25 protein-coding genes are annotated in these 24,911 nt (G+C 61.8%); 15 read left to right on the plus strand and 10 right to left on the minus strand.

The genetic code is table 11. The features are described 5' to 3' along the window. Positions 1-110 precede the first annotated feature (110 nt). Positions 111-1,388: a 4-aminobutyrate--2-oxoglutarate transaminase gene (gabT, locus tag HX817_RS17565; protein WP_003218153.1), complete on the plus strand. Its 1,278-nt coding sequence runs from the start codon at positions 111-113 to the stop codon at positions 1,386-1,388. Between the two features lie 137 nt (positions 1,389-1,525). After that, on the plus strand, positions 1,526-2,734 hold the full coding sequence (locus HX817_RS17570) for an HDOD domain-containing protein (RefSeq protein ID WP_177040710.1): 1,209 nt from the start codon (positions 1,526-1,528) through the stop codon (positions 2,732-2,734). Between the two features lie 120 nt (positions 2,735-2,854). Here HX817_RS17570 and HX817_RS17575 read toward each other — a convergent pair whose 3' ends face one another. Together HX817_RS17575 and desA are read right to left on the minus strand one after the other, a co-directional pair. Next, the gene (locus HX817_RS17575) at positions 2,855-3,853 is read right to left on the minus strand and encodes a sensor domain-containing diguanylate cyclase (protein ID WP_003218149.1); all 999 of its coding nucleotides are present in this window, start codon (positions 3,851-3,853) and stop codon (positions 2,855-2,857) included. Positions 3,854-4,261: 408 nt separating this feature from the next. Next, positions 4,262-5,446, minus strand: coding sequence for a delta-9 fatty acid desaturase DesA (gene desA, locus HX817_RS17580; protein WP_087693634.1), 1,185 nt, complete (start codon positions 5,444-5,446; stop codon positions 4,262-4,264). 166 nt (positions 5,447-5,612) lie between these two features. On the opposite strand from desA, the gene dibA reads away from it, so the two are divergent. The 6 genes from dibA (at position 5,613) to HX817_RS17610 (ending at position 11,967) form a co-directional block, all read left to right on the plus strand. Next, on the plus strand, positions 5,613-7,523 hold the full coding sequence (gene dibA, locus HX817_RS17585) for a phosphodiesterase DibA (RefSeq protein ID WP_177040712.1): 1,911 nt from the start codon (positions 5,613-5,615) through the stop codon (positions 7,521-7,523). Positions 7,524-7,845: 322 nt separating this feature from the next. Next, positions 7,846-8,028, plus strand: coding sequence for a sulfur starvation response protein OscA (oscA, locus tag HX817_RS17590; protein ID WP_003170956.1), 183 nt, complete (start codon positions 7,846-7,848; stop codon positions 8,026-8,028). A 76-nt stretch (positions 8,029-8,104) separates the two neighbouring features. Beyond that, positions 8,105-9,115: a sulfate ABC transporter substrate-binding protein gene (locus tag HX817_RS17595; protein WP_003218143.1), complete on the plus strand. Its 1,011-nt coding sequence runs from the start codon at positions 8,105-8,107 to the stop codon at positions 9,113-9,115. Between the two features lie 163 nt (positions 9,116-9,278). Beyond that, positions 9,279-10,097 carry a sulfate ABC transporter permease subunit CysT gene (cysT, locus tag HX817_RS17600; protein WP_003218141.1) on the plus strand — a complete coding sequence of 273 codons (819 nt, stop codon included), beginning with the start codon at positions 9,279-9,281 and terminating at the stop codon, positions 10,095-10,097. A 13-nt stretch (positions 10,098-10,110) separates the two neighbouring features. Next, positions 10,111-10,983 carry a sulfate ABC transporter permease subunit CysW gene (gene cysW / locus HX817_RS17605; protein WP_003218139.1) on the plus strand — a complete coding sequence of 291 codons (873 nt, stop codon included), beginning with the start codon at positions 10,111-10,113 and terminating at the stop codon, positions 10,981-10,983. A gap of 3 nt (positions 10,984-10,986) precedes the next feature. Beyond that, on the plus strand, positions 10,987-11,967 hold the full coding sequence (locus HX817_RS17610) for a sulfate/molybdate ABC transporter ATP-binding protein (protein ID WP_003218138.1): 981 nt from the start codon (positions 10,987-10,989) through the stop codon (positions 11,965-11,967). 126 nt (positions 11,968-12,093) lie between these two features. Here the strand turns inward: HX817_RS17610 and HX817_RS17615 are convergent, their stop codons facing one another. Beyond that, positions 12,094-12,618: a DUF962 domain-containing protein gene (locus HX817_RS17615; protein WP_003218136.1), complete on the minus strand. Its 525-nt coding sequence runs from the start codon at positions 12,616-12,618 to the stop codon at positions 12,094-12,096. Between the two features lie 83 nt (positions 12,619-12,701). Between HX817_RS17615 and HX817_RS17620 the strand changes: the two genes are divergently transcribed. Continuing rightward, the gene (locus HX817_RS17620) at positions 12,702-13,388 is read left to right on the plus strand and encodes a Crp/Fnr family transcriptional regulator (RefSeq protein ID WP_003218134.1); all 687 of its coding nucleotides are present in this window, start codon (positions 12,702-12,704) and stop codon (positions 13,386-13,388) included. A gap of 38 nt (positions 13,389-13,426) precedes the next feature. Further along, a complete protein-coding gene (locus tag HX817_RS17625) occupies positions 13,427-13,792 on the plus strand; it encodes a response regulator (RefSeq protein ID WP_003218132.1) in 366 nt (121 codons plus the stop codon). A gap of 144 nt (positions 13,793-13,936) precedes the next feature. Here the strand turns inward: HX817_RS17625 and HX817_RS17630 are convergent, their stop codons facing one another. After that, on the minus strand, positions 13,937-14,941 hold the full coding sequence (locus HX817_RS17630; RefSeq protein WP_003218131.1) for an AraC family transcriptional regulator: 1,005 nt from the start codon (positions 14,939-14,941) through the stop codon (positions 13,937-13,939). A gap of 101 nt (positions 14,942-15,042) precedes the next feature. Here HX817_RS17630 and HX817_RS17635 point away from each other — a divergent pair, with 101 nt between their 5' ends. Then, on the plus strand, positions 15,043-16,122 hold the full coding sequence (locus tag HX817_RS17635) for a fatty acid desaturase (RefSeq protein WP_177040714.1): 1,080 nt from the start codon (positions 15,043-15,045) through the stop codon (positions 16,120-16,122). 38 nt (positions 16,123-16,160) lie between these two features. On the opposite strand, the gene HX817_RS17640 is transcribed toward HX817_RS17635, so the two are convergent. The 6 genes from HX817_RS17640 to HX817_RS17665 all read right to left on the minus strand — a co-directional run bounded on the left by HX817_RS17640 (position 16,161) and on the right by HX817_RS17665 (position 21,616). Next, positions 16,161-16,472 (minus strand): putative quinol monooxygenase, encoded by a 312-nt coding sequence (locus HX817_RS17640; protein WP_003218128.1) that lies wholly within the window; start codon positions 16,470-16,472, stop codon positions 16,161-16,163. A 292-nt stretch (positions 16,473-16,764) separates the two neighbouring features. Further along, complete coding sequence (locus HX817_RS17645; protein ID WP_003218126.1) at positions 16,765-17,646, minus strand: LysR family transcriptional regulator; 882 nt, start codon at positions 17,644-17,646, stop codon at positions 16,765-16,767. 12 nt (positions 17,647-17,658) lie between these two features. Beyond that, complete coding sequence (locus tag HX817_RS17650) at positions 17,659-18,831, minus strand: L-dopachrome tautomerase-related protein (RefSeq protein WP_177040716.1); 1,173 nt, start codon at positions 18,829-18,831, stop codon at positions 17,659-17,661. A gap of 130 nt (positions 18,832-18,961) precedes the next feature. Continuing rightward, positions 18,962-19,894, minus strand: a complete 933-nt coding sequence (locus HX817_RS17655; RefSeq protein ID WP_177040718.1) for a LysR family transcriptional regulator — start codon at positions 19,892-19,894, stop codon at positions 18,962-18,964. Positions 19,895-19,968: 74 nt separating this feature from the next. Beyond that, on the minus strand, positions 19,969-21,168 hold the full coding sequence (locus tag HX817_RS17660; RefSeq protein ID WP_003218123.1) for a CynX/NimT family MFS transporter: 1,200 nt from the start codon (positions 21,166-21,168) through the stop codon (positions 19,969-19,971). Beyond that, positions 21,155-21,616 carry a nucleoside deaminase gene (locus HX817_RS17665; protein WP_177040720.1) on the minus strand — a complete coding sequence of 154 codons (462 nt, stop codon included), beginning with the start codon at positions 21,614-21,616 and terminating at the stop codon, positions 21,155-21,157. The genes HX817_RS17660 and HX817_RS17665 overlap by 14 nt, the downstream gene beginning before the upstream one ends. A gap of 105 nt (positions 21,617-21,721) precedes the next feature. Here HX817_RS17665 and HX817_RS17670 point away from each other — a divergent pair, with 105 nt between their 5' ends. From HX817_RS17670 to HX817_RS17685, 4 genes are all read left to right on the plus strand, one after another. Beyond that, positions 21,722-22,573 carry a LysR family transcriptional regulator gene (locus HX817_RS17670; protein WP_008433713.1) on the plus strand — a complete coding sequence of 284 codons (852 nt, stop codon included), beginning with the start codon at positions 21,722-21,724 and terminating at the stop codon, positions 22,571-22,573. Between the two features lie 240 nt (positions 22,574-22,813). Further along, positions 22,814-23,614, plus strand: a complete 801-nt coding sequence (locus HX817_RS17675) for an energy transducer TonB (RefSeq protein ID WP_087693643.1) — start codon at positions 22,814-22,816, stop codon at positions 23,612-23,614. 50 nt (positions 23,615-23,664) lie between these two features. Further along, entirely contained in the window at positions 23,665-24,390 is a 726-nt protein-coding gene (locus HX817_RS17680) for a MotA/TolQ/ExbB proton channel family protein (protein ID WP_085984637.1), read from the plus strand. Position 24,391: 1 nt separating this feature from the next. Continuing rightward, positions 24,392-24,793 (plus strand): biopolymer transporter ExbD, encoded by a 402-nt coding sequence (locus tag HX817_RS17685; protein WP_003218118.1) that lies wholly within the window; start codon positions 24,392-24,394, stop codon positions 24,791-24,793. Positions 24,794-24,911: the final 118 nt, after the last annotated feature.

Raw genomic sequence — 24,911 nt, forward strand, 5'->3', positions numbered from 1 at the left:
CGTAGTGGCCGGGAAAGCTGTGGCAGTCGATCATCGCATGCTGCCGTAGTTGCCTCCCCGCCACGTATTCCTTGGACCACGCCACCCGATGAGTGGCGAATGAGGACTTTATGAGCAAGACCAACGCATCCCTGATGAAACGCCGCGAAGCCGCTGTACCACGCGGTGTTGGCCAGATTCACCCGATCTTCGCCGAGTCGGCGAAGAACGCCACCGTGACCGACGTTGAAGGTCGCGAGTTCATCGACTTCGCCGGCGGTATCGCCGTGCTGAACACCGGCCACGTGCACCCAAAAATCATCGCCGCCGTGACCGAACAGCTGAACAAGCTGACTCACACCTGCTTCCAGGTACTGGCTTACGAGCCGTACGTTGAGCTGTGCGAAAAAGTTAACGCCAAGGTGCCGGGTGATTTCGCCAAGAAAACCCTGCTGGTCACCACCGGTTCCGAAGCGGTAGAGAACGCCGTGAAGATCGCCCGTGCCGCCACTGGCCGTGCCGGCGTGATCGCGTTCACCGGCGCCTACCACGGTCGCACCATGATGACCCTGGGCCTCACCGGCAAAGTGGTGCCGTACTCGGCCGGCATGGGCCTGATGCCAGGCGGCGTGTTCCGCGCGCTGTTCCCGAACGAGCTGCACGGTGTGAGCGATGACGACTCTATCGCCAGCATCGAACGCATCTTCAAGAACGATGCCGAGCCGCGTGATATCGCTGCCATCATCATCGAGCCGGTGCAGGGCGAAGGCGGTTTCTACGTCGCGCCTAAATCCTTCATGAAGCGCCTGCGCGAACTGTGCGACAAGCACGGCATCCTGCTGATCGCCGACGAAGTGCAAACCGGTGCCGGCCGTACCGGTACTTTCTTCGCCATGGAACAGATGGGCGTTGCCGCCGACCTGACCACCTTCGCCAAATCCATCGCAGGCGGCTTCCCGCTGGCCGGTGTATGCGGCAAGGCTGAATACATGGACGCCATTGCGCCAGGTGGCCTGGGCGGCACTTACGCTGGCAGCCCGATCGCTTGCGCCGCGGCCCTGGCCGTGATGGAAGTGTTCGAAGAAGAGCACCTGCTGGACCGCTGCAAGGCTGTGGGCGAGCGCCTGGTGACCGGTCTGAAAGCTATCCAGGCCAAGTACCCGGTGATCGGTGAAGTGCGTGCCCTGGGCGCGATGATTGCGGTCGAGCTGTTCGAAGATGGCGACAGCCATAAGCCGAACGCCGCTGCTGTCGCTTCCGTGGTGGCCAAGGCGCGTGACAAGGGCTTGATCCTGCTGTCCTGCGGCACCTACGGCAACGTGTTGCGCGTGCTGGTTCCGCTGACTTCGCCGGACGAGCAGTTGGACAAAGGCCTGGCGATCATCGAAGAGTGCTTCTCCGAGCTGTGATCAAAAGTTGACCTGATCGACAAAAAACCCGCTTAGGCGGGTTTTTTTGTGCCCGATGAACGGTATTCAGCCGTTGTTCATTGTACGCAGGCGGCTCCTTTGTCTAAGGTGCTGGTATTGCCGATGGAGCGTGCTGGATGACTGCTGTTGATTTACCGGCTGTACCCCGTGTGTTGATTGCCGAGACCGACCCTTGGTCCCGAGATCTGCTCAAGCAGGTGTTGCTGAATGTGCGCTGTGACGCACGGCTGGATGTGTGTGCCGATGGCCAGCGGGCCACCGAGTTGCTGCGTGACAAACCCTATGACCTGATCATTGCCGATTGGGAGCTGCCCGGCGTCGATGGCCTGAGCCTGCTGCGCAGCGTGCGCCTGCAACGGCGTACGCCGCTGTTGCCGTTTATCCTGCTGAGTACCCGCAACGACAGCGCCAGTGTGCGCGAAGCCTTGCCGCTGGCACCGACCGCGTACCTGACCAAACCCCTGAACATGGAAAGCCTGACCCAGCGCCTGCAGGACTTGCTGCTGAACGAAGGTGAGACGGTGTATTGCGAAGTCCCGGCCCTGGCGCCGGGCATGACCTTGCCGGTGTTTCTGGAGCGGCGCCGGGAAGCCTCAGACGGCGCGCCGCTGCGGGTCGACGTGCAGGCTGCGGTGCAACATAGCCTGGAGCCGGAGGGCCTGGACCTCAAGCGCCTGGAAGAGCAGGTGCGCATGGACCCGCAGATTACTGCCGTGTTGATCGCCGCCGCCAACAGCGCCGGCCATCACGGTTCGCCGGTACAGACCCTGGGCATGGCCCTGCACAAGCTGGCGGCGGGGCAGAGCATGAACCTGATCCTGGGGCTCGCCCTCAAGCACAACGTGGTACTGAGCGACCCGAGCCTTGTGGATTACGCCGAGCGTCATTGGCAGCTGTCCCAGCGTACCGCCGACTACGCCCGCAGCCTGGCGCGCATGCTCGACCTGGATCACGAGCGCTGCTACAGCGCCGGGATCCTCCATCGCCTTGGCGACCTGGCCTTGCTGCGGTGCCTGCAAGACTGGCTGCTGGGCGGTGGCGAACTGGATGATGAAGCGATTGGCGAGTCCCTCTACACCTTCGGTGCGGCCTATGGCTCGGCACTGCGCACACGCTGGCGCCTGCCGCTGGAGTTGCGCCAGTTGATCGCGGCGATTTATTCGCTGGAGGGCGGGGTGTATTCCCGCGAAGCGCTGGTGATGAACCTGGCGGCGCAACTGGCGCGGCTGACCGAGCATGAAGGCGTCGAGGCATTGGCGAAAGGCAAGACGGCACGCTTGCTCAAGGTGGGTTTGCCGGAATTGACGCGTATGCGCAAAACCTAGCAGGCGATGCGGGCCAGTGTGAGAGCTGGCTTGCCTGCGATAGCATCATCCCGGCACAACTGACACACCGAGGTGCCTGCATCGCGGGCAAGCCCGGCTCCCACAGGTCATCGTGTAGCGTCAGCCGGGGAGCACGCGGTTTTTGCCCTGGCGCTTGGCCTCGTACATGGCCGCGTCAGCGCGGGCAAACAGGCTGTCCACGTTGGCGTCCTCGGCGGTCAGGCTGGCCAGGCCCTGGCTGACGGTGACCGCAAAGCTCTCACCGTCGTGGCTGAAGCTCAGCTGCGCAATCTCGTGCCCCAGGCGTTCGGCCACCTGCATTGCCATCTCCGGGGCACAACCGGGCAGTATGGCGGCGAATTCTTCGCCGCCAATGCGCCCGAACAGGTCGCCACGGCGCAGAACTCCCCGACCGCTCTCGGCGATACGCTGCAACACCTGATCGCCTTCCAGGTGGCCGTAGGTGTCGTTCACCACCTTGAAGTCATCGATGTCCAGCAACAGGAACGCCAGGGGCGTGCCTTGCAGGCAGGCGCGTTCAAACTCGTGGTGGGCGCACTCGAAGAAATGCCGGCGATTGCTGCTGCGGGTCAGTACATCGGTGGTGGCCAGGCGGTGCAGCTCCAGCTCCAGCTGCTTCTTTTCAGTGATGTCTTCGGCTATGCCTACCACGATCACCGGCTGGCCGGGCTCGGCCTGCTGGTTGATGTAACACTTGTCGCTGAGCCAGCGGATCTGCCCGTCGGCGGTGATGATGCGGTACTCGCGGTCTTCCACGGCGCCGCTGTGCAGCACCTGGGCCAGGCTGTGCTCGGCGTAGTCGAGGTCTTCGGGGTGGATGCTGTTGCGCCATTCCCGATAGTCGGTCAGCAACATGCCCGCCGTACGTCCGAAAACCCGCTCATAGGCCGGGCTGACGTACAGCACGCGGCGAGTGTCCCACTCGATTGCCCAGAGCACGGCATTCACACTGACCAACAGCGAACTCAGCAGTTGCTCGCGTTCACTCAGCCGTTCCACTTCGCCCTGGGCATGCATCAGGGCCAGCAACGTAGCGGCGGCTGCCGGTCGTGGGTGTTCGAGGACGGGGGTGTCGGTGAAGGTCTTTTCGTGGACCATCGGCACAACTCTCTCTGGGCAGGCCGCGGGGTTGGGCAGCGGTCACAACAAGGGCCGCCGGGATGGCGAAGTGTTGATTGAGAGGGGGAATTTGCTGCGAAGTTCCGTTATCAGCGCCGATTAGAGGCGACCAAGAAATGGCGCCAGAAACATGTAGGAGCGAGTTTGTTGGGGGGGAGGGGCTTGCTGTGGGGAAGGAGTTGCGGTGGGGAGGGGGCTGCTGTCGGGAAGGAGCTGCGGTGGGGAGGGGGCTGCTGTGGGGAAGGAGCTTGTTGTGGCGAGGGAGCTTGCTCCCGCTGGGCTGCGTAGCGGCCCCAAAATCTTGGGAGCGCTGCGCACTCCAGCGGGAGCAAGCTCCCTCGCCACAGAAGCTCCCTTGCCACAAAAAATCGGCTCGCTACAGCCGTATCAGGCCGCGGCAGGCCGCAGCGAATAGGTCTTCAGCTGATGGGCAAAGTCCCGCAGGGATTGAATCCCGCTCGCCTCGGCCTCGTGCACCCATTCCTTGATCGCCGCCAGCATGTCGTGGCCGTTGGTGCTGGTTTTCAGCCAGATCTGTTGCAGCGCCAGGCGCTTCTCGTAGATCACTTTCAGGGCCTGGCTGTGTTCCAGCATGCTCTGGATGCGCACATGGTGGCGGTCATCCAGCAGGCTGGTTTCCCGCGACAGCAGGCGCTTGGCGCGATGGAATTGGTGGCGCACCGAGTGATCGACCTTTTCCAGTTCCTGCTTGACCAGCGGGCCAATCACCAACTTGCGGTACTGGGCCATGATCTGGAAGCGGTTGTTGAGGATCGCCATCGCGGTGTCCATGTCCAGGCTGCCCTTGCCTTCGACCCGGTGGGCGATCGGCGCGACCCGTTGCACCTTGGCCAGGCGCAGGAAGCTGAACACTTTGATCCAGGCCCAGCCCAGGTCGAACTCCCACTTCTTCACCGACAGCTTGGCGGAGTTGGGGTAGGTGTGGTGGTTGTTATGCAGCTCTTCGCCACCCACGATGATGCCCCAGGGAATCAGGTTGGTCGCCGCGTCGCGGCATTCGAAGTTGCGGTAGCCGATGGCATGACCCAGGCCGTTGATTACGCCGGCAGCCCAGAACGGGATCCACATCATCTGGATGGCCCAGATGGTGATGCCGATGGTGCCGAACAGCAGCAGGTCGATCACGCCCATGATCGCCACGCCCAGCAGCGGGTACGGGGTGTAGAGCTTGCGCTCGATCCAGTCTTCCGGGCAGTTCTTGCCGTAGATGCGCAGGGTCTCGGGGTTCTCGGCTTCGGCGCGATACAGCTCGGCGCCTTTGCGCAGCACGGTGGACAGGCCCTTGATCACCGGGCTGTGGGGATCGTCGACGGTTTCGCACTTGGCGTGGTGTTTGCGGTGGATAGCGGTCCACTCGCGGGTGTTCTGCGCCGTGGTGAGCCACAGCCAGAAGCGGAAGAAGTGTTTCAGGCCAGCATTGAGCTCCAGGGAGCGGTGGGCTGAATAGCGGTGCAGATAGACCGTGACCCCGACAATGGTCACGTGGGTCATCAACAGAGTGACTGCCACCAGTTGCCAGGCCGACAAGTCAAGAAAACCGTTGTACCACATAGGCTGTATGGCCCTCAGATAAAGAAAAAACCAGCTTGCGCATTATCACTAAGCCTACAGATAAAACCAGCCGCCCTTTCAGATAGGAGTGACTGGATGTTTCTTATTCTATAATCCGTAACCTTTGTAGGGCGAATCTGGTTTTTTAGTAAGGATTACTGAACATATGCTGTTTTCATACCGAGGTGCCCTGCGTGCCGGGCTGATGTACCTGCTGGTTTCGATTGTGTGGATTCAGCTCAGCCATCAGGTATTGATCAACTTTATCGATGAACCCGTGGAGCTGGGCCGCTGGCTTCAGATACGCGGTTACCTGTGGGTCAGCCTCAGTGCCCTGGCGATCTACCTGCTCTGCGCGCACTTTGCCCGGGCGAACCTGATCCAGCAGCCACTGAAGGAAAACCGCGAGCGCCTGCGCCAGGCCGCCGCCGTGTTCGATTGCACCCGCGAAGGGGTGCTGGTCACCGATGCCCAGGGGCTGATTGTTCACGTCAACCGGGCCTTTATCGAAATCACCGGCTACCAGTGCGAAGATGTGCTGGGGCACCAGCCGAGCCTGTTCAAGTCCGGGCGCCACTCGGCCAGTTTCTACCAGGCGATGTTCGAGACGCTGGAACGTGACGGTGAATGGAGCGGTGAAATCTGGAACCGCCGTAAAAGCGGCGAAATCTACCCACAGTGGCAGACCATCCGGGTGATCCGTGATGAGCAGGGCCATATCAGCCACTACGTCGCGGTGTTCTCCGATATCAGCGCCATCAAGCACTCCGAGAGCGAGTTGGCGCACCTGGCCCATCACGACCCGCTGACCGACCTGCCCAACCGCCTGCTGTTCACCGATCGTGCCGAACAGGCCCTGGCCTCCGCGCAGATCCATAAACGTGGCTGCGCCTTGCTGCTGCTCGACCTCGACCATTTCAAGATCATCAACGACAGCCTCGGCCATAACGTCGGCGACCAGTTGCTCAAGGCCGTCGGCGAGCGCCTGCAAGGCCTGTTCGGCCCCGGCGTGACCCTGGCGCGCCTGGGCGGTGACGAGTTCGCGGTGCTGGCGGAAAGTTGTCCACAGGTGGGCCAGGCCGCCGCCCTGGCGCAACGTATTCTCGACGCGATGAAAGAACCGGTCATCTTCGACGGCCATCAACTGTTTATCAGCGTGAGCATCGGGATCAGCCTGTTCCCCAGCGACGCGCTGAGCGCCGAGCAACTGCTGCGCAACGCTGACTCCGCGTTGTTCAAGGCCAAGAGCGCCGGCCGCGAAGGCTACGCCTTGTACACCGAAGAGCTTACTGCCCACGCCCAGCACCGCGTGGAAATGGCCGGTGAACTGCGCCGCGCGCTGGATCAGCAGGAGCTGCGGGTTTACTACCAGCCAGTGCACGACCTGCAAGACAGCCGAATGATCGGCGTCGAAGCCCTGGTGCGCTGGCAGCACCCGGAGCGCGGGCTGGTGCCGCCGGGGGAATTCATCCCGATTGCCGAGCGCACCGGGCTGATTGCCGACATCGACGCCTGGGTCATGGACCAGGCCTGCCGCCAGATGTGCCAGTGGCTGGCAGACGGTGCACCGTTGACGTTTCTCGCGGTGAATGTGTCCAGCCGCCTGTTTGCCCGGCGGGAGCTGTATGAGCAAGTAGCCAAGGTGCTGCACGACACGGGGCTGGATCCGGCGCTTTTAGAGCTGGAAGTCACCGAAAGCGCGGTGATGGAAGACCCGGAAGTCGCCCTTGAGCAAATGCATCGCCTGCGTGAGCTCGGCTTGCGCCTGGCCATCGACGACTTTGGCACCGGTTATTCATCGCTGCTGCGGCTCAAGCGCTTGCCGGTGCAGAAGCTCAAGATCGACCAGGGTTTTGTCGCCGGGTTGCCATGGGATGAGGACGATGCGGCGATTGTGCGGGTAGTGATCGCGTTGGCGCAGAGCATGGGCATGCAGGTGCATGCCGAGGGCATCGAGCAGGTTGAGCAGGCGCGGTTTCTATTGGAACAGCGCTGTGACCTGGGCCAGGGGTACTGGTTTGGTCGGCCGATGCCGGCCAGTGAGCTGGATTGGGCGAGGGCGCCGACAATTCGTTAACCACCGCCTGTCCTGATTTCAAACAGGGCCAAAATGTGGGAGCGGGCTTGCTCGCGAAGGCGGTGGGTCAGTCAGCAAATCTGTCACTGACCCACCGCCTTCGCGAGCAAGCCCGCTCCCACATTTGGATCTCCACACGGCTTTATTTCACGGGTCGTCCCGCAAAACCCCTCGCAACCCCTCGTCCCACCAGAAAATTCTTTCTGGTTATATAAACATTCTTAAATAGTATTTTTAAGAATATCCGCGCTTATCTACTATCGCCCTCACGCCGCAAGCAGTGCCGCCACTGCGAGGCACTTCTCATTTCAGGAGCACGACCATGAGCGCATCTCTACGTAGCGTTGACGGCCAGGACGAAGCAGCCATTTTGCGCGAGATCCAGAGCGCCCTGCGCGATCTGCGGTTTGGCGCGGTGGAAATCACTGTGCACAACGCCCAGGTAGTACAAATCGAACGCAAAGAGAAATTCCGTTTGCAGAACCCGGGCAACAAACCGAGCTGAGCAACACCGGCGATTCGATTGCAAGACCCGCAACTATAAGAAAAAAGCCAACACCCAAGAATTTCAGGAGCCTTCTATGTCGTCGATTCGCCGTTATGCCCTGGCAGCACTGGCCAGTGCCGTGTTTGCCGGTTCCGCTGTTGCCAAGGATTACGAACTGCTCAACGTGTCTTACGACCCCACCCGCGAGCTCTACCAGGACTACAACGCTGAATTCACCAGCTTCTGGAAGCAGTCGCACCCGGGTGACAACGTCAAGATCCAGCAATCCCACGGTGGTTCGGGCAAGCAGGGCCGCGCGGTAATCGACGGCCTGCGCGCCGACGTCGTGACCCTGGCCCTGGCCGGCGACATCGACGAAATCGCAAAACTGGGCAAGACCCTGCCGGAAAACTGGCAAACCCGCCTGCCGGACGCCAGCACCCCGTACACCTCGACCATCGTGTTCCTGGTACGCAAGGGCAACCCTAAAGGCATCAAGGATTGGGGCGACCTGATCAAGAAAGACGTGTCGGTGATCACCCCGAACCCGAAAACCTCCGGCGGCGCCCGCTGGAACTTCCTCGCCGCCTGGGCCTACGGCCTGAAAGCCGGTGGCAGCGAAGCCAAGGCCCAGGAATACGTGAAAGAGCTGTTCAAGCACGTGCCGATCCTCGACACCGGCGCGCGCGGTTCGACCATCACCTTCGTCAACAACGGTCAGGGTGACGTGTTGCTGGCCTGGGAAAACGAAGCCTTCCTGGCCCTGAAGGAAGACGGCGGCGCCGACAAGTTCGACATCGTTGTACCTTCACTGTCGATCCTCGCCGAGCCGCCAGTGGCCGTGGTCGACAAGAACGCCGAGAAAAAGGGCAATACCGAGATCGCCACCGAGTACCTCAAGCACCTGTACAGCCCGGCTGGCCAGGAGATTGCGGCGAAGAACTTCTACCGCCCACGCGATGAGAAAGTCGCCGCCAAATACGCCCAGCAGTTCCCGAAACTGGACCTGGTGACTATCGACAAAGACTTCGGCGGCTGGAAAACTGCCCAACCGAAATTCTTCAATGACGGTGGCGTGTTCGACCAGATCTACTCGGCGCAGTAAGCAAAATCAAACTGTAGGAGCCAGCTTTCTGTGGGAGCCGGGCTTGCCCGCGATAGCATCACCTCGGTGTAACTGATACACCGAGGTGCCGGCATCGCAGGCAAGCCAGCTCCCACAGAAGCTCGCTCCTACAGTGGTATCTACCCGCTAACCAAGGACTCTTATGTCGCGTCGTATCTCCCCCGTCATACCCGGCTTCGGGCTGACGCTGGGCTACACCGTGGTGTACCTCAGCCTGATCGTACTCATCCCCCTTGCGGCGATGTTTGTACATGCCGCTCAACTCACCTGGGATCAGTTCTGGAACATCATCTCCGCACCGCGTGTGCTGGCGGCGTTGAAACTGAGCTTCGGCACTGCGTTGTATGCCGCGATCATCAACGGCGTGATCGGTACCCTGCTGGCATGGGTACTGGTGCGCTACACCTTCCCCGGGCGCAAGATCATCGATGCGATGATCGACTTGCCGTTCGCCCTGCCCACCGCCGTCGCCGGTATTGCACTCACCGCGCTGTACACGCCCACTGGCCTGGTAGGCCAGTTCGCCGCCGACCTGGGCTTCAAGATCGCCTACACCCCCCTGGGCATCACTCTCGCGCTGACCTTCGTCACGCTGCCATTCGTGGTGCGTACCGTGCAGCCGGTGTTGGCCGATATCCCCCGGGAAATCGAAGAAGCCGCCGCCTGTCTCGGCGCCAAGCCCCTGCAAGTGTTCCGCTACATCCTGGTACCGGCGCTGCTGCCTGCCTGGTTGACCGGCTTCGCCTTGGCGTTTGCACGAGGTGTCGGTGAGTACGGTTCGGTGATCTTCATCGCCGGCAACATGCCGATGAAAACCGAGATCCTGCCGCTGCTGATCATGGTCAAGCTCGACCAATACGACTACCACGGCGCCACGTCCATCGGTGTGCTGATGCTGGTGGTTTCCTTTGTCCTGCTGCTGCTGATCAACTTGCTGCAGCGGCGCATCGAACACCCATAAGGAGGCGCGGAACATGTCCCAATCGTCTATTTCCGCCGCGTCCTCGGCCAACGCTGCCCGTCGTGGCAGTGCGGTGTCCCGACGCATCCTGATCAGCCTTGGCTGGCTGGTGTTCTTCCTGTTTTTGTTGCTGCCGCTGTTTATCGTGGTGTCCCAGGGCCTGAAGAATGGCCTGGGTGCGTTCTTCACCGCGATCCTTGAGCCGGACGCGCTGTCGGCATTGAAACTCACGGTGATCGCCGTGGTGATTTCGGTACCGCTCAACGTGGTGTTCGGCGTCAGCGCCGCCTGGTGCGTGAGCAAGTACTCGTTCCGTGGCAAAAGTATCCTGGTGACCCTGATCGACCTGCCGTTCTCGGTATCGCCGGTGATCGCCGGCCTGGTCTACGTGTTGATGTTCGGCGCTCAAGGCTTCTTTGGCCCGTGGCTGCAGGACCATGACATCCAGATCGTGTTCGCCTTGCCGGGCATCGTGCTGGCGACCATCTTCGTCACCGTGCCATTCGTGGCCCGTGAGCTGATCCCGCTGATGCAGGAGCAGGGCACCCAGGAAGAAGAGGCCGCGCGCCTCCTGGGCGCCAACGGCTGGCAGATGTTCTGGCATGTCACCGTGCCGAACATCAAGTGGGGCCTGATCTACGGCGTGGTGCTGTGTACCGCGCGGGCCATGGGTGAGTTCGGTGCGGTGTCGGTGGTGTCCGGCCACATTCGCGGCGTGACCAACACCTTGCCGCTGCACGTCGAGATCCTCTACAACGAATACAACCATGTCGCCGCGTTTGCCGTCGCGAGCCTGTTGCTGATCCTGGCGCTCTTCATCCTGCTGCTCAAGCAGTGGAGCGAGAACCGTATCAACCGCCTGCGCAAAAGTGCTGGTGAGGAATAAGTCATGTCGATCGAAGTCCGTAATGTCAGCAAGAATTTCAACGCCTTCAAGGCCCTGAACAGCATCAATCTGGACATCCAGAGTGGCGAGCTGGTGGCGTTGCTGGGCCCGTCCGGCTGCGGCAAGACCACCCTGCTGCGGATCATCGCCGGTCTCGAAACCCCGGATGCCGGCAACATCGTGTTCCATGGTGAAGACGTCTCCGGCCACGACGTGCGTGATCGCAACGTCGGCTTTGTGTTCCAGCACTACGCGCTGTTTCGCCACATGACCGTGTTCGACAACGTCGCGTTCGGCCTGCGGATGAAACCGAAAAACCAGCGCCCCACCGAAAGCCAGATCGCCGTGAAAGTCCACGAGCTGCTGAACATGGTGCAGCTCGATTGGCTGTCGGATCGCTACCCGGAACAACTCTCCGGCGGCCAGCGCCAGCGTATCGCCCTGGCGCGCGCCCTGGCGGTAGAGCCGAAAGTGCTGCTGCTGGATGAACCCTTCGGCGCCCTCGATGCCAAGGTCCGTAAAGAACTGCGCCGCTGGCTGGCGCGCCTGCACGAAGACATCAACCTGACCTCGGTGTTCGTGACCCACGACCAGGAAGAAGCCATGGAAGTGGCGGACCGCATCGTGGTGATGAACAAGGGCGTGATCGAGCAGATTGGCTCACCGGGCGAAGTCTACGAAAACCCGGCCAGTGATTTTGTTTATCACTTCCTCGGGGACTCCAACCGCCTGCATTTGGGTGAAGACAAGCACGTGCTGTTCCGCCCGCATGAAGTGTCGCTGTCGCGCCATGAACTGGAAGACCACCACGCGGCTGAAGTGCGTGATATTCGCCCGCTTGGCGCGACCACCCGGGTGACCCTGAAGGTCGAAGGCCAGAGCGAGTTGATCGAGGCTGAAGTGGTGAAAGACCACGACAGCCTGACGGGTTTGGCGCGGGGCGAGACGTTGTTCTTCAAGCCCAAGGTCTGGCAAAAAGCCTAAAAGCGCCGCAAAACCCATGTGGGAGCGGGCTTGCTCGCGAATGCGGTGGTTCAGTCGGTACATCCGGTGACTGACACTCCGCTTTCGCGAGCAAGCCCGCTCCCACATTTGGATCTCCAGTGTTGCTCAGGCCGTGGCGTTCTTGTGCCGCACGGCCACGGGCCCTGAGCGCTCTTCAATCTGCCGCTTCAGGTCATGCCGCAGCCCCACCAGGAACGCCAACTCCGCCACCACGAACAACGGCCCCACGATCAACCCGGACACGTCATCGACAAACGCCGGCTTGCGCCCCTCGTAGTAATGCCCCACAAACTGGATCACCCAGCCCACCACGAACATGCCGATGCCGCTGCTCAGCCACACCAGCGTGCTTTGCGCCGCCAGCACATGCCCGGCCCACACCGACAGGCCCATCAGCACCGTCATCAGCACGCCGAGCGCCAGTTCCAGGCGCAGGTAGAACCATGCCGAAAGCAGCGCCACTACCACCGCGGGCGACAGCCACAGCCCGGCCACCGTCCATTCGGGGCGTGACAGCAGCACGGCCACGGCCACCACAATCAGCGGGATGCCGATAAAGTGGCTGGCGATATTGCGCGGGTCGCGGTGGTAGGCGGCGTATTGACTGAGATGGTCGACGAGGCTTTTCATTGTTGTTCCTCCTGTAGGATGTTTGATCATGCCCTGTAGGCCCACGACACACTGTCAACTGGCCGACAATCTTCGGAGTTCGCATGGATGTAGAGAAATGGCACCCACGGCTGGCCACCGGTCACTGGTACAGCCATCTGCCTGCTGATCTACAGAATAGCTTGCTGGCCAGCGCCCGGTTGCGGCAGCTGACGGCGGGGCAATACCTGTTCAAACGCGGCGATCCGCCGTGTGGGTTGTATGCGGTGCTGGAGGGCTCCCTGCGTATCAGCGCGGTGAACGAGCAGGGCAAGGAGGCAGTGTTGAGCCTGGCGGAGTTGCCATACTGGTTCGGCGAGATCTCCCTGTTCGACGGGTTGCCCCGCACCCACGACGCTTGCGCGGTCGGGCCTTGTACGTTGTTGCAGGTGCCGCAGCCGGCGTTGCTGCACATTCTTGAACAGACTCCGCGTTACTGGCGCGACATGGCCCTGTTGATGAGCCAGAAGCTGCGCCTGACCTTTATCAATATCGAGCAATTGAGCCTGATGCCGGCGTCGGTGCGGGTGGCGCACCGCCTGCTGATGATCGCCGAGGGCTATGGCGACATCGAGCAGGCCCGGCAGGTGCTGCAACTGCCCCAGGAAGACTTGGCCGCGATGCTGAGCCTGTCGCGCCAGACCACCAATGCGTTGCTCAAGGACCTGCAAGGCCAGGGCATCGTGCGCCTGGGCTATGGCGAGATCGAAATCCTCGACCCGCAACGTTTGCGCGAGGCGGCGCATGCCTGAGGGTGGTAGCCTGCGTTCACGATTATTCGAGGTGTGTTATGCGCGTCCTGCTAGTGGAACACGAGTCAGAGGCGGCCGAGGCGATGGGCCGCAGTCTTGAAGAGGCCAGCTACACGGTGGAGGTGGCGGCCAATGGCATGGCGGCCCTGCGCTTTGTGGAAAGCACCGAATACGACCTGGTGATCCTGGATGTGATGCTGCCGGGGCTGAATGCCTGGAAGCTGCAGCAGGCGATCCGGTTGAAGGGTGAGACGCCGATGTTGTTTTTGACCACGCCTGACGGGATTGAAGATCGGCTGCGTGGGCTGGAATTGCATGAGGATGATTATTTGCTCAAGCCGTTTGAGGCCCGGGCGTTGGTGGCGCGGGTGAAGAAGGTGTTGCGGCGGGATCGCGGGCGCTGACTGATCTGGCTTTTGTGGTGTTTGATCGACCGCTTTCGCGAGCAAGCCCGCTCCCACATTTGACCGAGTACATCCTTTGGAATGTGGTCAAATGTGGGAGCGGGCTTGCTCGCGAAGAGGCCCTCGCAGCCACCGCAACTCCAGCTACCTCAACCCATCCCGAAACTGCCCCGGCGTCATCCCGGTCCAGCGCTTGAACGCCCGGTTGAAGCTGCTGGTATCGGCAAACCCCAGCAAATGACTGATCTCCGCCAGCGAACACTCGGGATCCCGCAGATGCAGCAGCGCGAGGTTCTCCCGGCATTCGTTCAGCAGCGCATCAAACCGGCAGCCCTCATCCGCCAGATGCCGCTGCAAGCTGCGCAAACTCAGATGCAACGCCTGGGCGATGCGCTCGGCGCTCGGCTCACCGTCAGGCAACTGCGCTTCGATGGCCGAACGCACCTTGCGTTCCCAGGTCAGCGGCCGCAGTTGCGCCAGGGTGCGCTTGAGCACGGTTTCATTGTGCTCGGCCAACTCGGGGTTGGCATCGTCCAGGTGGCTGTCAAAGTCCCGGGCCGCAAATTCCAGACGGTCTTCCTCGGCGGCAAAAAACACCGGCGCGCGAAATACCGTGTGCCACGGCTTGGGATCAGCCGGCTCGGGCCGCCGCAGGTACACCGCCAGCGGCGCGTACTCCCGGCCCAGGCGATTGCGGCAGGTGCGCACGTAAATCGCGGCGAACGCATCAATCGCCTCAAACGCGGGTGCGGGTGTACCGGCGGGCTGTTGCAGGCGAAAGCGGTAACGTTCGCCCTCCCGGCTAAGCTCCAGGCTCAGTGCGTCGCTGACCACCTGGTGATAGCGCACGATCCGCTCGAACACTTCCCGCAGGCTGCCGCTGGCCACCAGCGCATATCCCAGCGCGTGAAAGGTGGTGGGGCTGACAAACCGCGACACCCGCAAGCCAATCGCCGGGTCGCCGCTGGCCTGTACCGCCAGTTCCCACAGGCGCGTGGTGGCCGATAGCGGGTAGCGCGCGTTCGGATCTTCCATCAACTGCGGGTCGAGCCCGGCCTGGGCGCACAGCGCGGCGCTGTCGAGGCCCAGGGCGTCGAGCTGCTTGCGCAGGGCGCGGGTCCAGCTGGCGAGAGAGGTCGGTTCGGTCATGTTGATTGGCGCTTGCGGTCAACAGGTTGGCGTGTGGGGCTAGCGTCCCGCCAGATCGCATAGGGCAGGATGTACGCATCAATAAGACAGAGGATGGAAGCATGGACGGTACTTCTGCAAGTCCCCGGCAGATGAACGCACAACAGCGTTCAGCGCATATCCGTGAAGTGGTGCTGGCCGAGGGGCTGTTATTGCGCCAGCGCCACCCCTGGCTGCTGCATCAGGATGCGTTGGGCGCGGGCATCCTGGCCTTTGCCCTGGTGGGCATGCTGGGTTCGGCGGCGCTGTATATCACCGGGCACATGGCGTGGTGGGTGTGCCTGCTGCTCAACGCATTCCTCGCGTCATTGACCCACGAACTGGAACACGACCTGATCCACAGCATGTACTTTCGCAAGCAGCGCCTGCCCCACAACCTGATGATGGGCCTGGTGTGGCTGGCGCGGCCCAGCACCATCAACCCTTGGGTACGACGCCATATCCACCTCAATCACCACAAGGTTTCCGGCAGCGAAACCGACATCGAAGAGCGCGCGATCACCAACGGTGAACCGTGGGGCCTGGCACGTTTGCTGATGGTCGGCGACAACATCATGTCGGCACTGATCCGGGTGCTGCGCGCACCATCCTGGAAGCACAAGCTGGGCATTCTCAAGCGCACGGCGCTGGTCTACGCACCGCTGGCGCTGCTGCATTGGGGCGCGTGGTATGTGTTCCTCGGCTTTCATGCCGCCAATGGCATCGCCAGCCTGCTGGGCGCGCCGATCGACTGGTCGGCCAACACGCTGGCGGTGATGCACATCATCGACATCGCCGCCGTGGTGATCATCGGCCCCAACGTGCTGCGCACCTTCTGCCTGCACTTTGTCAGCTCCAACATGCACTACTACGGCGACATCGAGCCGGGCAACGTGATCCAGCAAACCCAGGTGCTCAACCCGTGGTGGCTGTGGCCGTTGCAGGCGTTCTGCTTCAATTTCGGCAGTACCCACGGGATTCATCACTTTGTGGTCAAGGAGCCGTTCTACATCCGCCAGATGACGGTGAAACCGGCGCACAAGGTGATGGCTGAGATGGGCGTGCGCTTCAACGATTTCGGCACGTTTGCCCGGGCCAATCGGTTTGCGCGCCAGGAGGGACGGCTGAGCGAACTCAACCCGGTGGAAAGGACAGCGATCTGAGCAAGCGTCCCGGTCACCCTGGGGTGACCGGGTGCGATTTACTGAATGGCCTGGTAGAAGTTCACCTGTGCTTCATCCAGGTACGCGAGGATTTTCGCCGGCAGGCGCTCGGTGGGTTTCGCCGGGCCGAAGGCTTTGTAGAGCGTTTCGAAATGCGCGTGCAGGTCCGCGACGCTTTCCCACTGTTCGTTGAGAAAGAACCGGTTGGGGTTCTCTTCATCCTTATGCCATTGATAGACCACGGCCTTGTCGTGCTGGTGGGTGAGCTTTTGTGAAACGGCCGCTACATCACGATAGAACTCGGCCTGTTTGCCTTCTTTGATGGTGCCGCTGAAAACCAGGTAGAGCATGTTGGAATCCTCGGTTTGGGGAGATTGCAGAACATCTGCATCGCCAAACTAGCCTCAGTGAGCAGGCCCTTGTAGCCAGCCTGCCGCGAATTCAGAATTCGTAAAAGGCCTCGGAATCGAACGGCCGTCTTTGTCCGGTCAGGCCCATGCGTTGCAACACCAGCGCTACCACCGCAGCGGTAACTCGATGGAACGACAAGTCTGTCACCCCTAGTCGAACGACGCGTGGGCCGCTCGCGAGATTTGTTCTGCCTGCAGCTTGGTGAGTCACCGTCATGATTTTTTCCCTATGCTAAAAATCGCCCTGGAACTCGGCGATCATGAACTCGACGAAAGCCCGAGCCTTGGATGAGATCAACCGCGCGCTGGGGTAGATCGCCCAGATATCCCGGGTTTGCTCCAGGACACAGGACGGCATGATTTCCACCAATGCGCCGCTTTCCAGTGAGGGCCTGACGTTCCACTGTGAAACAGAGACGATGCCGAGCCCACCTTCCGCTGCAAGCCGTGCGCTTTCGCCGCAATTGACTCTGAGCGAACCACTGATTGCCGTGACTTTGTGTGACCGGGCACCCACGAAACGCCAATGGTCCTCGTCGCCCAGCAGGATGCAGGAATGATTGACCAGCTCCGCAGGTGAAGTCGGTTCGCCATGCGCCTGGAGGTAGGCGGGTGCCGCACACAGGATGCGTCTGTCGCAGCCGAGCTTGCGCGCCACCAGGGATGAGTCCTTCAGGGCGGCGATGCGGATTGCCACATCAATCCCGATCTCGGTCAGGTCCTGCATTTGATCGGACAGTATCAGGTCGATCTTCAGCTTCGGGTTGGCGTGCAGGAACCGGGTGATGGCCGGCATCAGGCACATCCGCGCGAAGGACCCGGGGGCGGATACTCTTAACACCCGCTTGGCCACGTCCTTGCCTTTCACCGCGACCAGATAGGCCTCGTCCACGGCTGCCAGCACCCGGATTGCATGGGGCAGAAACAGCGCACCGTCTTCGGTCAGGCTGACCTGGCGGGTGGTGCGATGCAGCAGGCGCATTCCCAGGTATTCTTCAAGCTTCGCCAGTTTGTGGCTGGCCACCGAGGGCGCGAGTCCCAGCTCCCTGCCGGCTGCGGTGATATTGCCCAGCTCTGTTGATCGCATGAACAGGTTCAACGCATCAATATTCATGCTTCGGCGCCGCTAGTGTGTGGGCGCCGGTGCGGCATCGATCTTCACGCGCAGCAGGCTGTAGGGTTTCTGGCGCAAGTCTTTGCCTGCGTGAAAGATGCTTTGGCGGTGCAGCTGATTGGCGATGAAGTACAGGTAGCCATCAGGACCGATTGACAGTGTGTCGGGCCAAAGCACACGCGGATCATGGACGATGGTCTGCCATTGCCCGTTCGCCAGCCGTTTGCGCACGCTGTTGTTTTCGTAGTCGCCGGCATACACGGCCCCCGAGGCGTCGGCTTCAAGCCCGTCCGAGGCGCCTTTTTCCCCGAGGTCTTTGACCGCCATTTCGAGCCGTGCTTCGCTGACTGTCTCGTCACGCAGCAGTGCCGTGGGGATGGCGTACAGGTGCCGACTCGACAGCGGGCAGAAATACAAGGTCTGCCCATCAGCCGACAGGGCGATGCCGTCCGAAGCCACGGCAAAAGGCTGGGTGCCGCCTTTGGCATCCCGCACTTTCAGGACCTGGCCTTCGACCGTGGGTACGAAGTTCGGGTCGACCGAGGTCGAGGGTGCACCACTGAGCCGGCGTATGGCCGTGCCACTGGCGATGTCCATGACGATGATCGCGCCCGGGCCGGTAAGTGAAGAGTCGGTGATATAGATCACGCCTTGGTCACCCACGCGAAAATCAAAGCGCATGTCGTTGACGTAGGTGCCGGGCAGCATGACGTTTTTCGGGAATACGAGGGTCTTGACCACCTTGTTGGTGGCGAGCTCAACTGCGACGAGCTTGGCACCACCTGGCTGTGGAGGCGAGAAGCCAGGCGCCGCGGTGTCCAGTATCCAGAGGCGTCCGCGCCCGTCGGCCACCACGCTTTGTACGCTGATAAACCCTTTGGCCGGGTCTTTGGGGTTGGCCTGATTTATCGCCTGGTCAGGGTAGGGTACGACTTTGCCGTCGCGCAATTCTGCGACGGTAAACGGTACCTCGTCGCCCCAGCGAGGAAAGTTGACAAAGATGCGTCCGGTCTCGGTAACGCTCACGCCGGTGGGCATGGCATCGTGGAAGGCGTGCACCTGCTCGATGGCGCCAACGCTCTGATCGGCGGGCAGGTCCGCCGGCATGGAAGCCTGGGCGGCGGTGCCGGTGAGGGCCGCTGCCAAGGCAAGGGCAGTCCAACTGATTGGGTATTTCAAGTACATGGCAGGGCTCCAGGTTTTTCTGTTCTGGAGCCAATGGTGTCGGTTCCCGGCAGGCGAAAAAACCCGCTGATTGCCGATAACAGTTTCATTGAAATCAAGAGAATGGGCTGTCGCGCGCAAGCCTGGTTTTTTAATTGCGGGCGAGCAAGCTTGCTTCAGCAGAGGGGGTATCCACGGTGATCAGGGTTTCGATCATCGCCTTCGCCGCCGGCGACAAGCGAAACCCGGTACGGCTGATGATCCCGCAGCGGTTGTTCAAACTGTCGAGGCTGTGAGGCACGTTGCGCCAGTGCAACACCGTCAGTGCGCCACGGGCAACGTCTTCGGCAAACGCATCCTCGGCACCCAGGCCAATCGCGTTGGACTGGTGCACGATGGCTGCCAGCGCCGCAAACTGCTCCAGTTCGATAGCGGGAGAAAAGTCGACACGCCCGCTCAGGTTGGCCAGTAGCTTGCGTACCCCGGGAGCGATCAGCGGTGTGGCCAGCGGGTAGTCAAACAGGTCGTTGGTCGAGAGGCTGTCCTTGGCCAGTAACGGGTGCCCGGCGCGGCAGAAAAATACATTGCGCCGGGGTGTCAGGGCCTGGGTCTGGAAATTCGGATCGGCCTCGAAGTGGCGCACATCGGCGATGAAGAATTCGATCTCTTCGCGACTCAAACTGCGTCCGAGTTTTTCCCAGTTATCCACATGCAAACCGCTGCGTACTCGTGGATGAGCGCCGACAAACCGTGCGATCGCTCCAGGCACCAGGTTCACCGCCGCCACGGCATCGCAGCCAAAGCGCAATTCGCCGGCGTCGAGCTTGGTCATGCGGGTGACTTCGTGGCTCAGCCGCGCCGCGCCCTGAACGAGCGACAAGGCATGTTGCAACACCACCTGGCCCTCGGGAGTGGGGCGCAGGTCTTTGTGGGCGCGGTCCACCAGCACACAGCCAAACTCCTGTTCCAGGCTTTGGATGCTGCGGCTGAACGCCGGCTGGGTAATGCCCATGGCGTCGGCGGCGCGCACAAAACTGCGGTACTCGTTCAGAGCAATGAAGTAGCGCAGTTGGCGAAGGTCCATGGAGTTTTCCGGCGTCCTGAAGGAAACCGCGATTCTAATCGCCTCGCTTATTCCGCAAAAGAATGTTCATTGTTTTATCTAGATTCAAATTGCATATCCATAGAGCCTGTGCGGTAGGTGGCCGGGCTGAACACCCGGGTGAGTATCAGCATCGCCACCACCGTCAGCGTCAGCACCATCCACGCGCTGACGAAACTGCCAGTCAATTCCCGCAGCCAGCCGGTCAGCCACGGTGATACGGCGTTGATCAAAAAGCCCACGCCCTGGACGAACGCCGCCAGTTGGCCGGCCTCCCGAGGGTCGCGGCGGTGATCCAGGGTCAGCAACAGGCTCAGGGCGAAACACGCTCCCAGGCCGAAACCGATCAACGCCACCCACACGTGGGGGAACTCCAGCGGCGCCGTCAGCAGGCCGATATAGCCCACGGTCTGGGCCAGCAGGCTGATGCTCAGTAACGGTCGACGATCAATGCCACGTTGCGCCAGTGCCGGCATCAGCAGCGCGGCGATTACCTGGAAGATCGTCATGAACGCCAGCAGCGAACCACTGGGCAGTACGCCCCAACCCAACTGCTGATAGTAGGCCGGCAACCACGCGACCATGCTCATGTAGCCGCAATTCACCAGGCCGAAATACAGCGCCAGCAACCACGCCCGACGGTTGCGCAGGCCCTGGAACGGCGCCGTCACCTGCGGGTTTTTCGCCGCACCCAATGGCAGCCACGCCCACAACAATAGTGCGCCCAGGGCCGGTAGCAGCCAGATCCCGAGCCCCGCCTGCCACTGCTGGAAATGCCCCGCCACCAACGGGCTGAGCAGGGCGGCCAAGCCACCGCCGCCCATCAGCGAAGCCGAGTAAACCCCCATCGCCAACGGCACGCGCTGGTGAAACTGGCGCTTGATCATCGCCGGCACCAGCGCCTGGATCAGCGCCACACCCGCACCGCCGAACAATGCCGTGGCCAGCAGCGCCGGCGCCTGGCCAAACAGCCAGCGCGCGAGGCACGCCAGCAGAATCATCATCAAGCCCAGGGCGATTCCGCGACGCTCCCCCAGCTTCGCCTCCAGGCGCACCCCCACCAACGCCACCAGGCCCATGCAGATCACCGGCAGGCTGGTGAGCAGGGCGCTGCTCTGGAAACTCAGGCCGGTGGCCAGACGGATTTCCCCCAGCAACGGGCTGATGGAACTGAGGATCGGTCGCAGGTTCAGGCCCAGTACTACCAACAAACCCCAACCGGCGAGCTTGCCGGCGAACGAATTATTCAGCGTCATGCAGGGCCTGCCACTCGCGGTAGAGGGCTTGCATCGCTGCCTGCGGCAGGTGCTGTACGGGCAATTTTTGCTCCGCCAGCGGCAGCGCCAGTTGCTGGTAGATCGCTGCTGTGGACAAACCAAAGGGCGCCGCCACGTCGTTGCTGGCAGCGAACACCATGCGGGATATGCCGCACAGGTGCATCGCACTCAGGCACATCGGGCAGGGCTGGCCGCTGGCGTAGATCACACAACCGTCGAGGCGCGGGCCGAGTTGTTGGCTGGCGGCGCGGATGGCGAGCATCTCGGCGTGGGCGGTGGGGTCCTGGCTCAAGTGGATTTCGTTGACCGCCTCCACCAGCACCTCGCCGTCGCGCACCAGCACGGCACCAAACGGGCGGCCACCGGCGGCTACGTTGGCCTTGGCCAGTTGCACGGCGTGATGCAGATGCTGTTGATCGTCAGTCATGGAAAACCCCTCGTGCGCAATGAGGCGTGAAGTATGGGCAGCCGCAGGGGTATTCTGAAATTAAATATAACCATGCCAATCAGTGGCAAATGGAATGGTGAGCCCATGTTCGATCCCGTGTTGTTGCGCAGCTTTGTTGCCGTCGTCGATTGCGGCAATTTCACCCGCGCGGCCGAGCGGCTGCACTTGACCCAGTCCACGGTCAGCCAACAGATCCGCCGCCTGGAAGATGCACTGGGTAGCCAGGTGCTCGACCGGGATCAGCGCCGCGTGGTGGCCACGGTGGAGGGCGAGCGCTTGCTGGCGTATGCGCGGCGCATCCTGGCGTTGCACGAAGAGGCGGCCGACGTGCTGATCAATCAGCAGAGCGATGGCGTGTTGCGCCTGGCGGTGCCCGAGGACTTTGCGGCCGAGCGCCTGATGCCGCTGCTGTCGGCGTTTGTGCAGGCTTATCCCCGGGTGCGCCTGGAGGTCACCAGCGGCTTGGGGCCGGAATTGTTGCGGGATTATCGCGGCGGTGAATTCGACGTGCTGCTGGTCAAGCAAATGGGTGACAGCGATGACTGCCTGGTGTCCTGGCCGGAGCCGTTGTGTTGGGTCGACAGCCGCAGTTCGCCGTCCCTGGGACGTGATCCGCTGCCGTTGGTGGCGTTTCCCGCTGGCGGCCTGTACCGCAATGAAATGCTGCATCACCTGGAGGTGGGCGGCTGGCGCTGGCGCATCGGTTATTCCAGCGCCAGCTTGGCCAGCGTGTGTTCGGCGGTGGCGGCGGGGCTGGGGATCAGCCTGTTGCCGGTGCGGGTGGTGCAGCCCGGGCACGTGGTGTTGGGCGCGGACAGCGGTTTGCCTGCGGTGCAGGGCGTGCGGCTGGCGCTGTATGGACGCAACGGCCTTGGTGCGGCCGGGCAGGCGTTGCTACGCCAATTGCAGGATTTATGTGCCGGTAATCCACGCTGAGCCATGCCTTCAGTGAATATTTTGTATGCCTCAAAAGCATTGAGATTTTCCCCCACGGCGCCAGGCCGCGCAGGACGTGGCTTCGGCGTATCCGGATGTTTCGGTTATTCAATTTAGATCTATCTATAACTTTAAAGATTACTTTAAGAGATAAGCGTCTGCCCCCGATGATTCAGCCCTCGACGGCCGCCAAGGCAGGCCCGTCGGTTTTTTTGCTTAAGACCGCAGGGGAGTTAATCAATGGGCAATGTCCAGACCGCCGCCAGTGCACAAGAGGCGCAGTGGCGCCACGCACCGGGTGGTGAGTTGGTCGACCTTGGCCGGCCGCATCGCGCGCCGTTGGGGCAGTTGCGTACGCAGAAAACCCCGAAGGGTGTGTTGAGTCGGCGTGAAGCGATCCTGTTGGGGATTCTCGCGCTGGCCTTGCATGGCGCGGTGATCTATTGGGTCAGCCAGAAGCCAACCCCGGTGCTGCCGATTGTGCCGCCGGAAATCCCGCCGATGACGATCGAATTTTCCCAGCCGGCTCCGCCGGTTGTGGAGCCGCCGCCGCCTGTACCGCCACCGCCGCCGCCACCGGTTGTCGAGCCACCGCCGCCGGTGGTTGATGAATTGGCCGCCAAGCCGGCGCCGAAAAAGATTCCGAAACCCAAGCCGGTGCCCAAGCCCGCACCGAAACCGGTAGCCGAGCAGCCGCCCGCGCCGCCTGTACCCGCGCCACCGGCTCCAGCACCGCCGGCACCGCCTGCGCCCGCGCCGGTCACACCGGCCTCGGCCAACGCCGCGTACCTGAAGAACCCGGCGCCCGAATACCCGTCACTGGCCCAGCGCCGGGGTTGGGAAGGCACGGTGCTGTTGCGGGTGCATGTATTGGCCACCGGCAAGCCGGGTGAGATCCAGATTCAGAAAAGCAGTGGTCGCCAGCAACTCGACGAAGCCGCACTGGCTGCCGTGAAGCGCTGGAGTTTTGTACCGGCCAAGCAGGGTGATGTGGCCCAGGACGGCTGGGTCAGCGTACCGATCGATTTCAAGATTCATTAATTATTGGATGCGGTGTGTTGGACACATCGCGACCTGCACAGAGGGAAAACATCATGGCATTAGCATCTCCAACTGAATCCATCGAAAGCGCGGTGATCTGGCTGCTGGTGGTCTTTTCGGTCGCTACCTGGGGCCTGGCCCTGCTCAAGGGCGTCCAGTTCGGCCGCCTCAAGTCCCAGGATCGCAAGTTCCACAAACAGTTCTGGGCGGCATCCAGTCTGGACTCGGCCGCTGAGTTGGCCGAAACCAAACCCGGCGCCGCCGCTCGTGTGGCCCAGGCTGGTTACGCCGCGATCCAGGTGGGTGAGGCGCCACACGCTGCTGACCTGAGCCAGGCGATCAACCATCAGGACCGTCTTGAACGCGCTTTGCGCCAACAGATCGTGCGTGAGCGCCGCTCCCTGGAGACCGGCCTGGCCGTGGTTGCGAGTATCGGCAGCACCTCGCCGTTTATCGGCCTGTTCGGCACTGTGTGGGGGATCATGGAAGCCCTGAAAGGCATCAGCGCCGCCGGTTCCGCCAGCCTCGAAACCGTGGCCGGGCCGATCGGTGCGGCACTGGTTGCCACGGGTGTGGGTATTGCCGTCGCGGTGCCGGCGGTGCTGGTTTACAACTACTTCCTGCGTCGCCTGAAGCTCACGGCTGCTGACCTGGACGACTTCGCCCACGACTTCTACAGCCTGGCGCAGAAGAACTCGTTCCGCGTGCTGCTGCACCCGACGCTGAGCAAGGCCGGTGCCCAGGGTGGCGCGCAAAAAGTGAAGGAGGCGTCCTGAGATGGCCTTCTCCACGCAAGACAGTGATGAGGTGCTGAGCGAGATCAACGTTACGCCGCTGGTGGACGTGATGCTGGTGCTGCTGGTGGTGTTTATCGTCACGGCGCCGTTGTTGACCAATGCGATTCCGATCAACTTGCCCAAGACCGAGGCCGTGGCCCCGGTGGAGCAGAAGGACCCGCTGGTGGTGAGCATTGATGCGGCCGGCAAACTGTTTATCAACAAGGATGAAATCCAGCCGGATTTGCTGGAATTCAACTTGCAGTCGGCCAAGGCCAAGGACCCGGATGTGCGGGTGCAACTGCAGGCTGATGATGGAGTGAACTATGGCGAAGTGGCGCGAGCCATGGCGTCGATCGAGCGGGCGGGGATTACCAAGCTTTCGGTGATTACTGCACGTTAGTTTCAAATGCCTCGACAATTTTTTTGGCCGTCTCCTTGGCAGGGTGCGGCCTTTTTTTTGCTTTGGGGGGAGTACATATCCGTTATTTAGGTAACGGCTACTTATGGTTCCGCTCTTA

This window comes from Pseudomonas sp. C6002 (assembly GCF_013385805.1).
Taxonomy (GTDB): Bacteria; Pseudomonadota; Gammaproteobacteria; order Pseudomonadales; family Pseudomonadaceae; genus Aquipseudomonas.

Bases quoted from the DNA above. Each gene is read 5' to 3' on its own strand.
- gabT (WP_003218153.1), top strand. From the start codon at position 111: ATGAGCAAGACCAACGCATCCCTGATGAAACGCCGCGAAGCCGCTGTA.
- HX817_RS17570 (WP_177040710.1), top strand. From the start codon at position 1,526: ATGACTGCTGTTGATTTACCGGCTGTACCCCGTGTGTTGATTGCCGAG.
- HX817_RS17575 (WP_003218149.1), bottom strand. From the start codon at position 3,853: ATGGTCCACGAAAAGACCTTCACCGACACCCCCGTCCTCGAACACCCA.
- desA (WP_087693634.1), bottom strand. From the start codon at position 5,446: ATGTGGTACAACGGTTTTCTTGACTTGTCGGCCTGGCAACTGGTGGCA.
- dibA (WP_177040712.1), top strand. From the start codon at position 5,613: ATGCTGTTTTCATACCGAGGTGCCCTGCGTGCCGGGCTGATGTACCTG.
- oscA (WP_003170956.1), top strand. From the start codon at position 7,846: ATGAGCGCATCTCTACGTAGCGTTGACGGCCAGGACGAAGCAGCCATT.
- HX817_RS17595 (WP_003218143.1), top strand. From the start codon at position 8,105: ATGTCGTCGATTCGCCGTTATGCCCTGGCAGCACTGGCCAGTGCCGTG.
- cysT (WP_003218141.1), top strand. From the start codon at position 9,279: ATGTCGCGTCGTATCTCCCCCGTCATACCCGGCTTCGGGCTGACGCTG.
- cysW (WP_003218139.1), top strand. From the start codon at position 10,111: ATGTCCCAATCGTCTATTTCCGCCGCGTCCTCGGCCAACGCTGCCCGT.
- HX817_RS17610 (WP_003218138.1), top strand. From the start codon at position 10,987: ATGTCGATCGAAGTCCGTAATGTCAGCAAGAATTTCAACGCCTTCAAG.
- HX817_RS17615 (WP_003218136.1), bottom strand. From the start codon at position 12,618: ATGAAAAGCCTCGTCGACCATCTCAGTCAATACGCCGCCTACCACCGC.
- HX817_RS17620 (WP_003218134.1), top strand. From the start codon at position 12,702: ATGGATGTAGAGAAATGGCACCCACGGCTGGCCACCGGTCACTGGTAC.
- HX817_RS17625 (WP_003218132.1), top strand. From the start codon at position 13,427: ATGCGCGTCCTGCTAGTGGAACACGAGTCAGAGGCGGCCGAGGCGATG.
- HX817_RS17630 (WP_003218131.1), bottom strand. From the start codon at position 14,941: ATGACCGAACCGACCTCTCTCGCCAGCTGGACCCGCGCCCTGCGCAAG.
- HX817_RS17635 (WP_177040714.1), top strand. From the start codon at position 15,043: ATGGACGGTACTTCTGCAAGTCCCCGGCAGATGAACGCACAACAGCGT.
- HX817_RS17640 (WP_003218128.1), bottom strand. From the start codon at position 16,472: ATGCTCTACCTGGTTTTCAGCGGCACCATCAAAGAAGGCAAACAGGCC.
- HX817_RS17645 (WP_003218126.1), bottom strand. From the start codon at position 17,646: ATGAATATTGATGCGTTGAACCTGTTCATGCGATCAACAGAGCTGGGC.
- HX817_RS17650 (WP_177040716.1), bottom strand. From the start codon at position 18,831: ATGTACTTGAAATACCCAATCAGTTGGACTGCCCTTGCCTTGGCAGCG.
- HX817_RS17655 (WP_177040718.1), bottom strand. From the start codon at position 19,894: ATGGACCTTCGCCAACTGCGCTACTTCATTGCTCTGAACGAGTACCGC.
- HX817_RS17660 (WP_003218123.1), bottom strand. From the start codon at position 21,168: ATGACGCTGAATAATTCGTTCGCCGGCAAGCTCGCCGGTTGGGGTTTG.
- HX817_RS17665 (WP_177040720.1), bottom strand. From the start codon at position 21,616: ATGACTGACGATCAACAGCATCTGCATCACGCCGTGCAACTGGCCAAG.
- HX817_RS17670 (WP_008433713.1), top strand. From the start codon at position 21,722: ATGTTCGATCCCGTGTTGTTGCGCAGCTTTGTTGCCGTCGTCGATTGC.
- HX817_RS17675 (WP_087693643.1), top strand. From the start codon at position 22,814: ATGGGCAATGTCCAGACCGCCGCCAGTGCACAAGAGGCGCAGTGGCGC.
- HX817_RS17685 (WP_003218118.1), top strand. From the start codon at position 24,392: ATGGCCTTCTCCACGCAAGACAGTGATGAGGTGCTGAGCGAGATCAAC.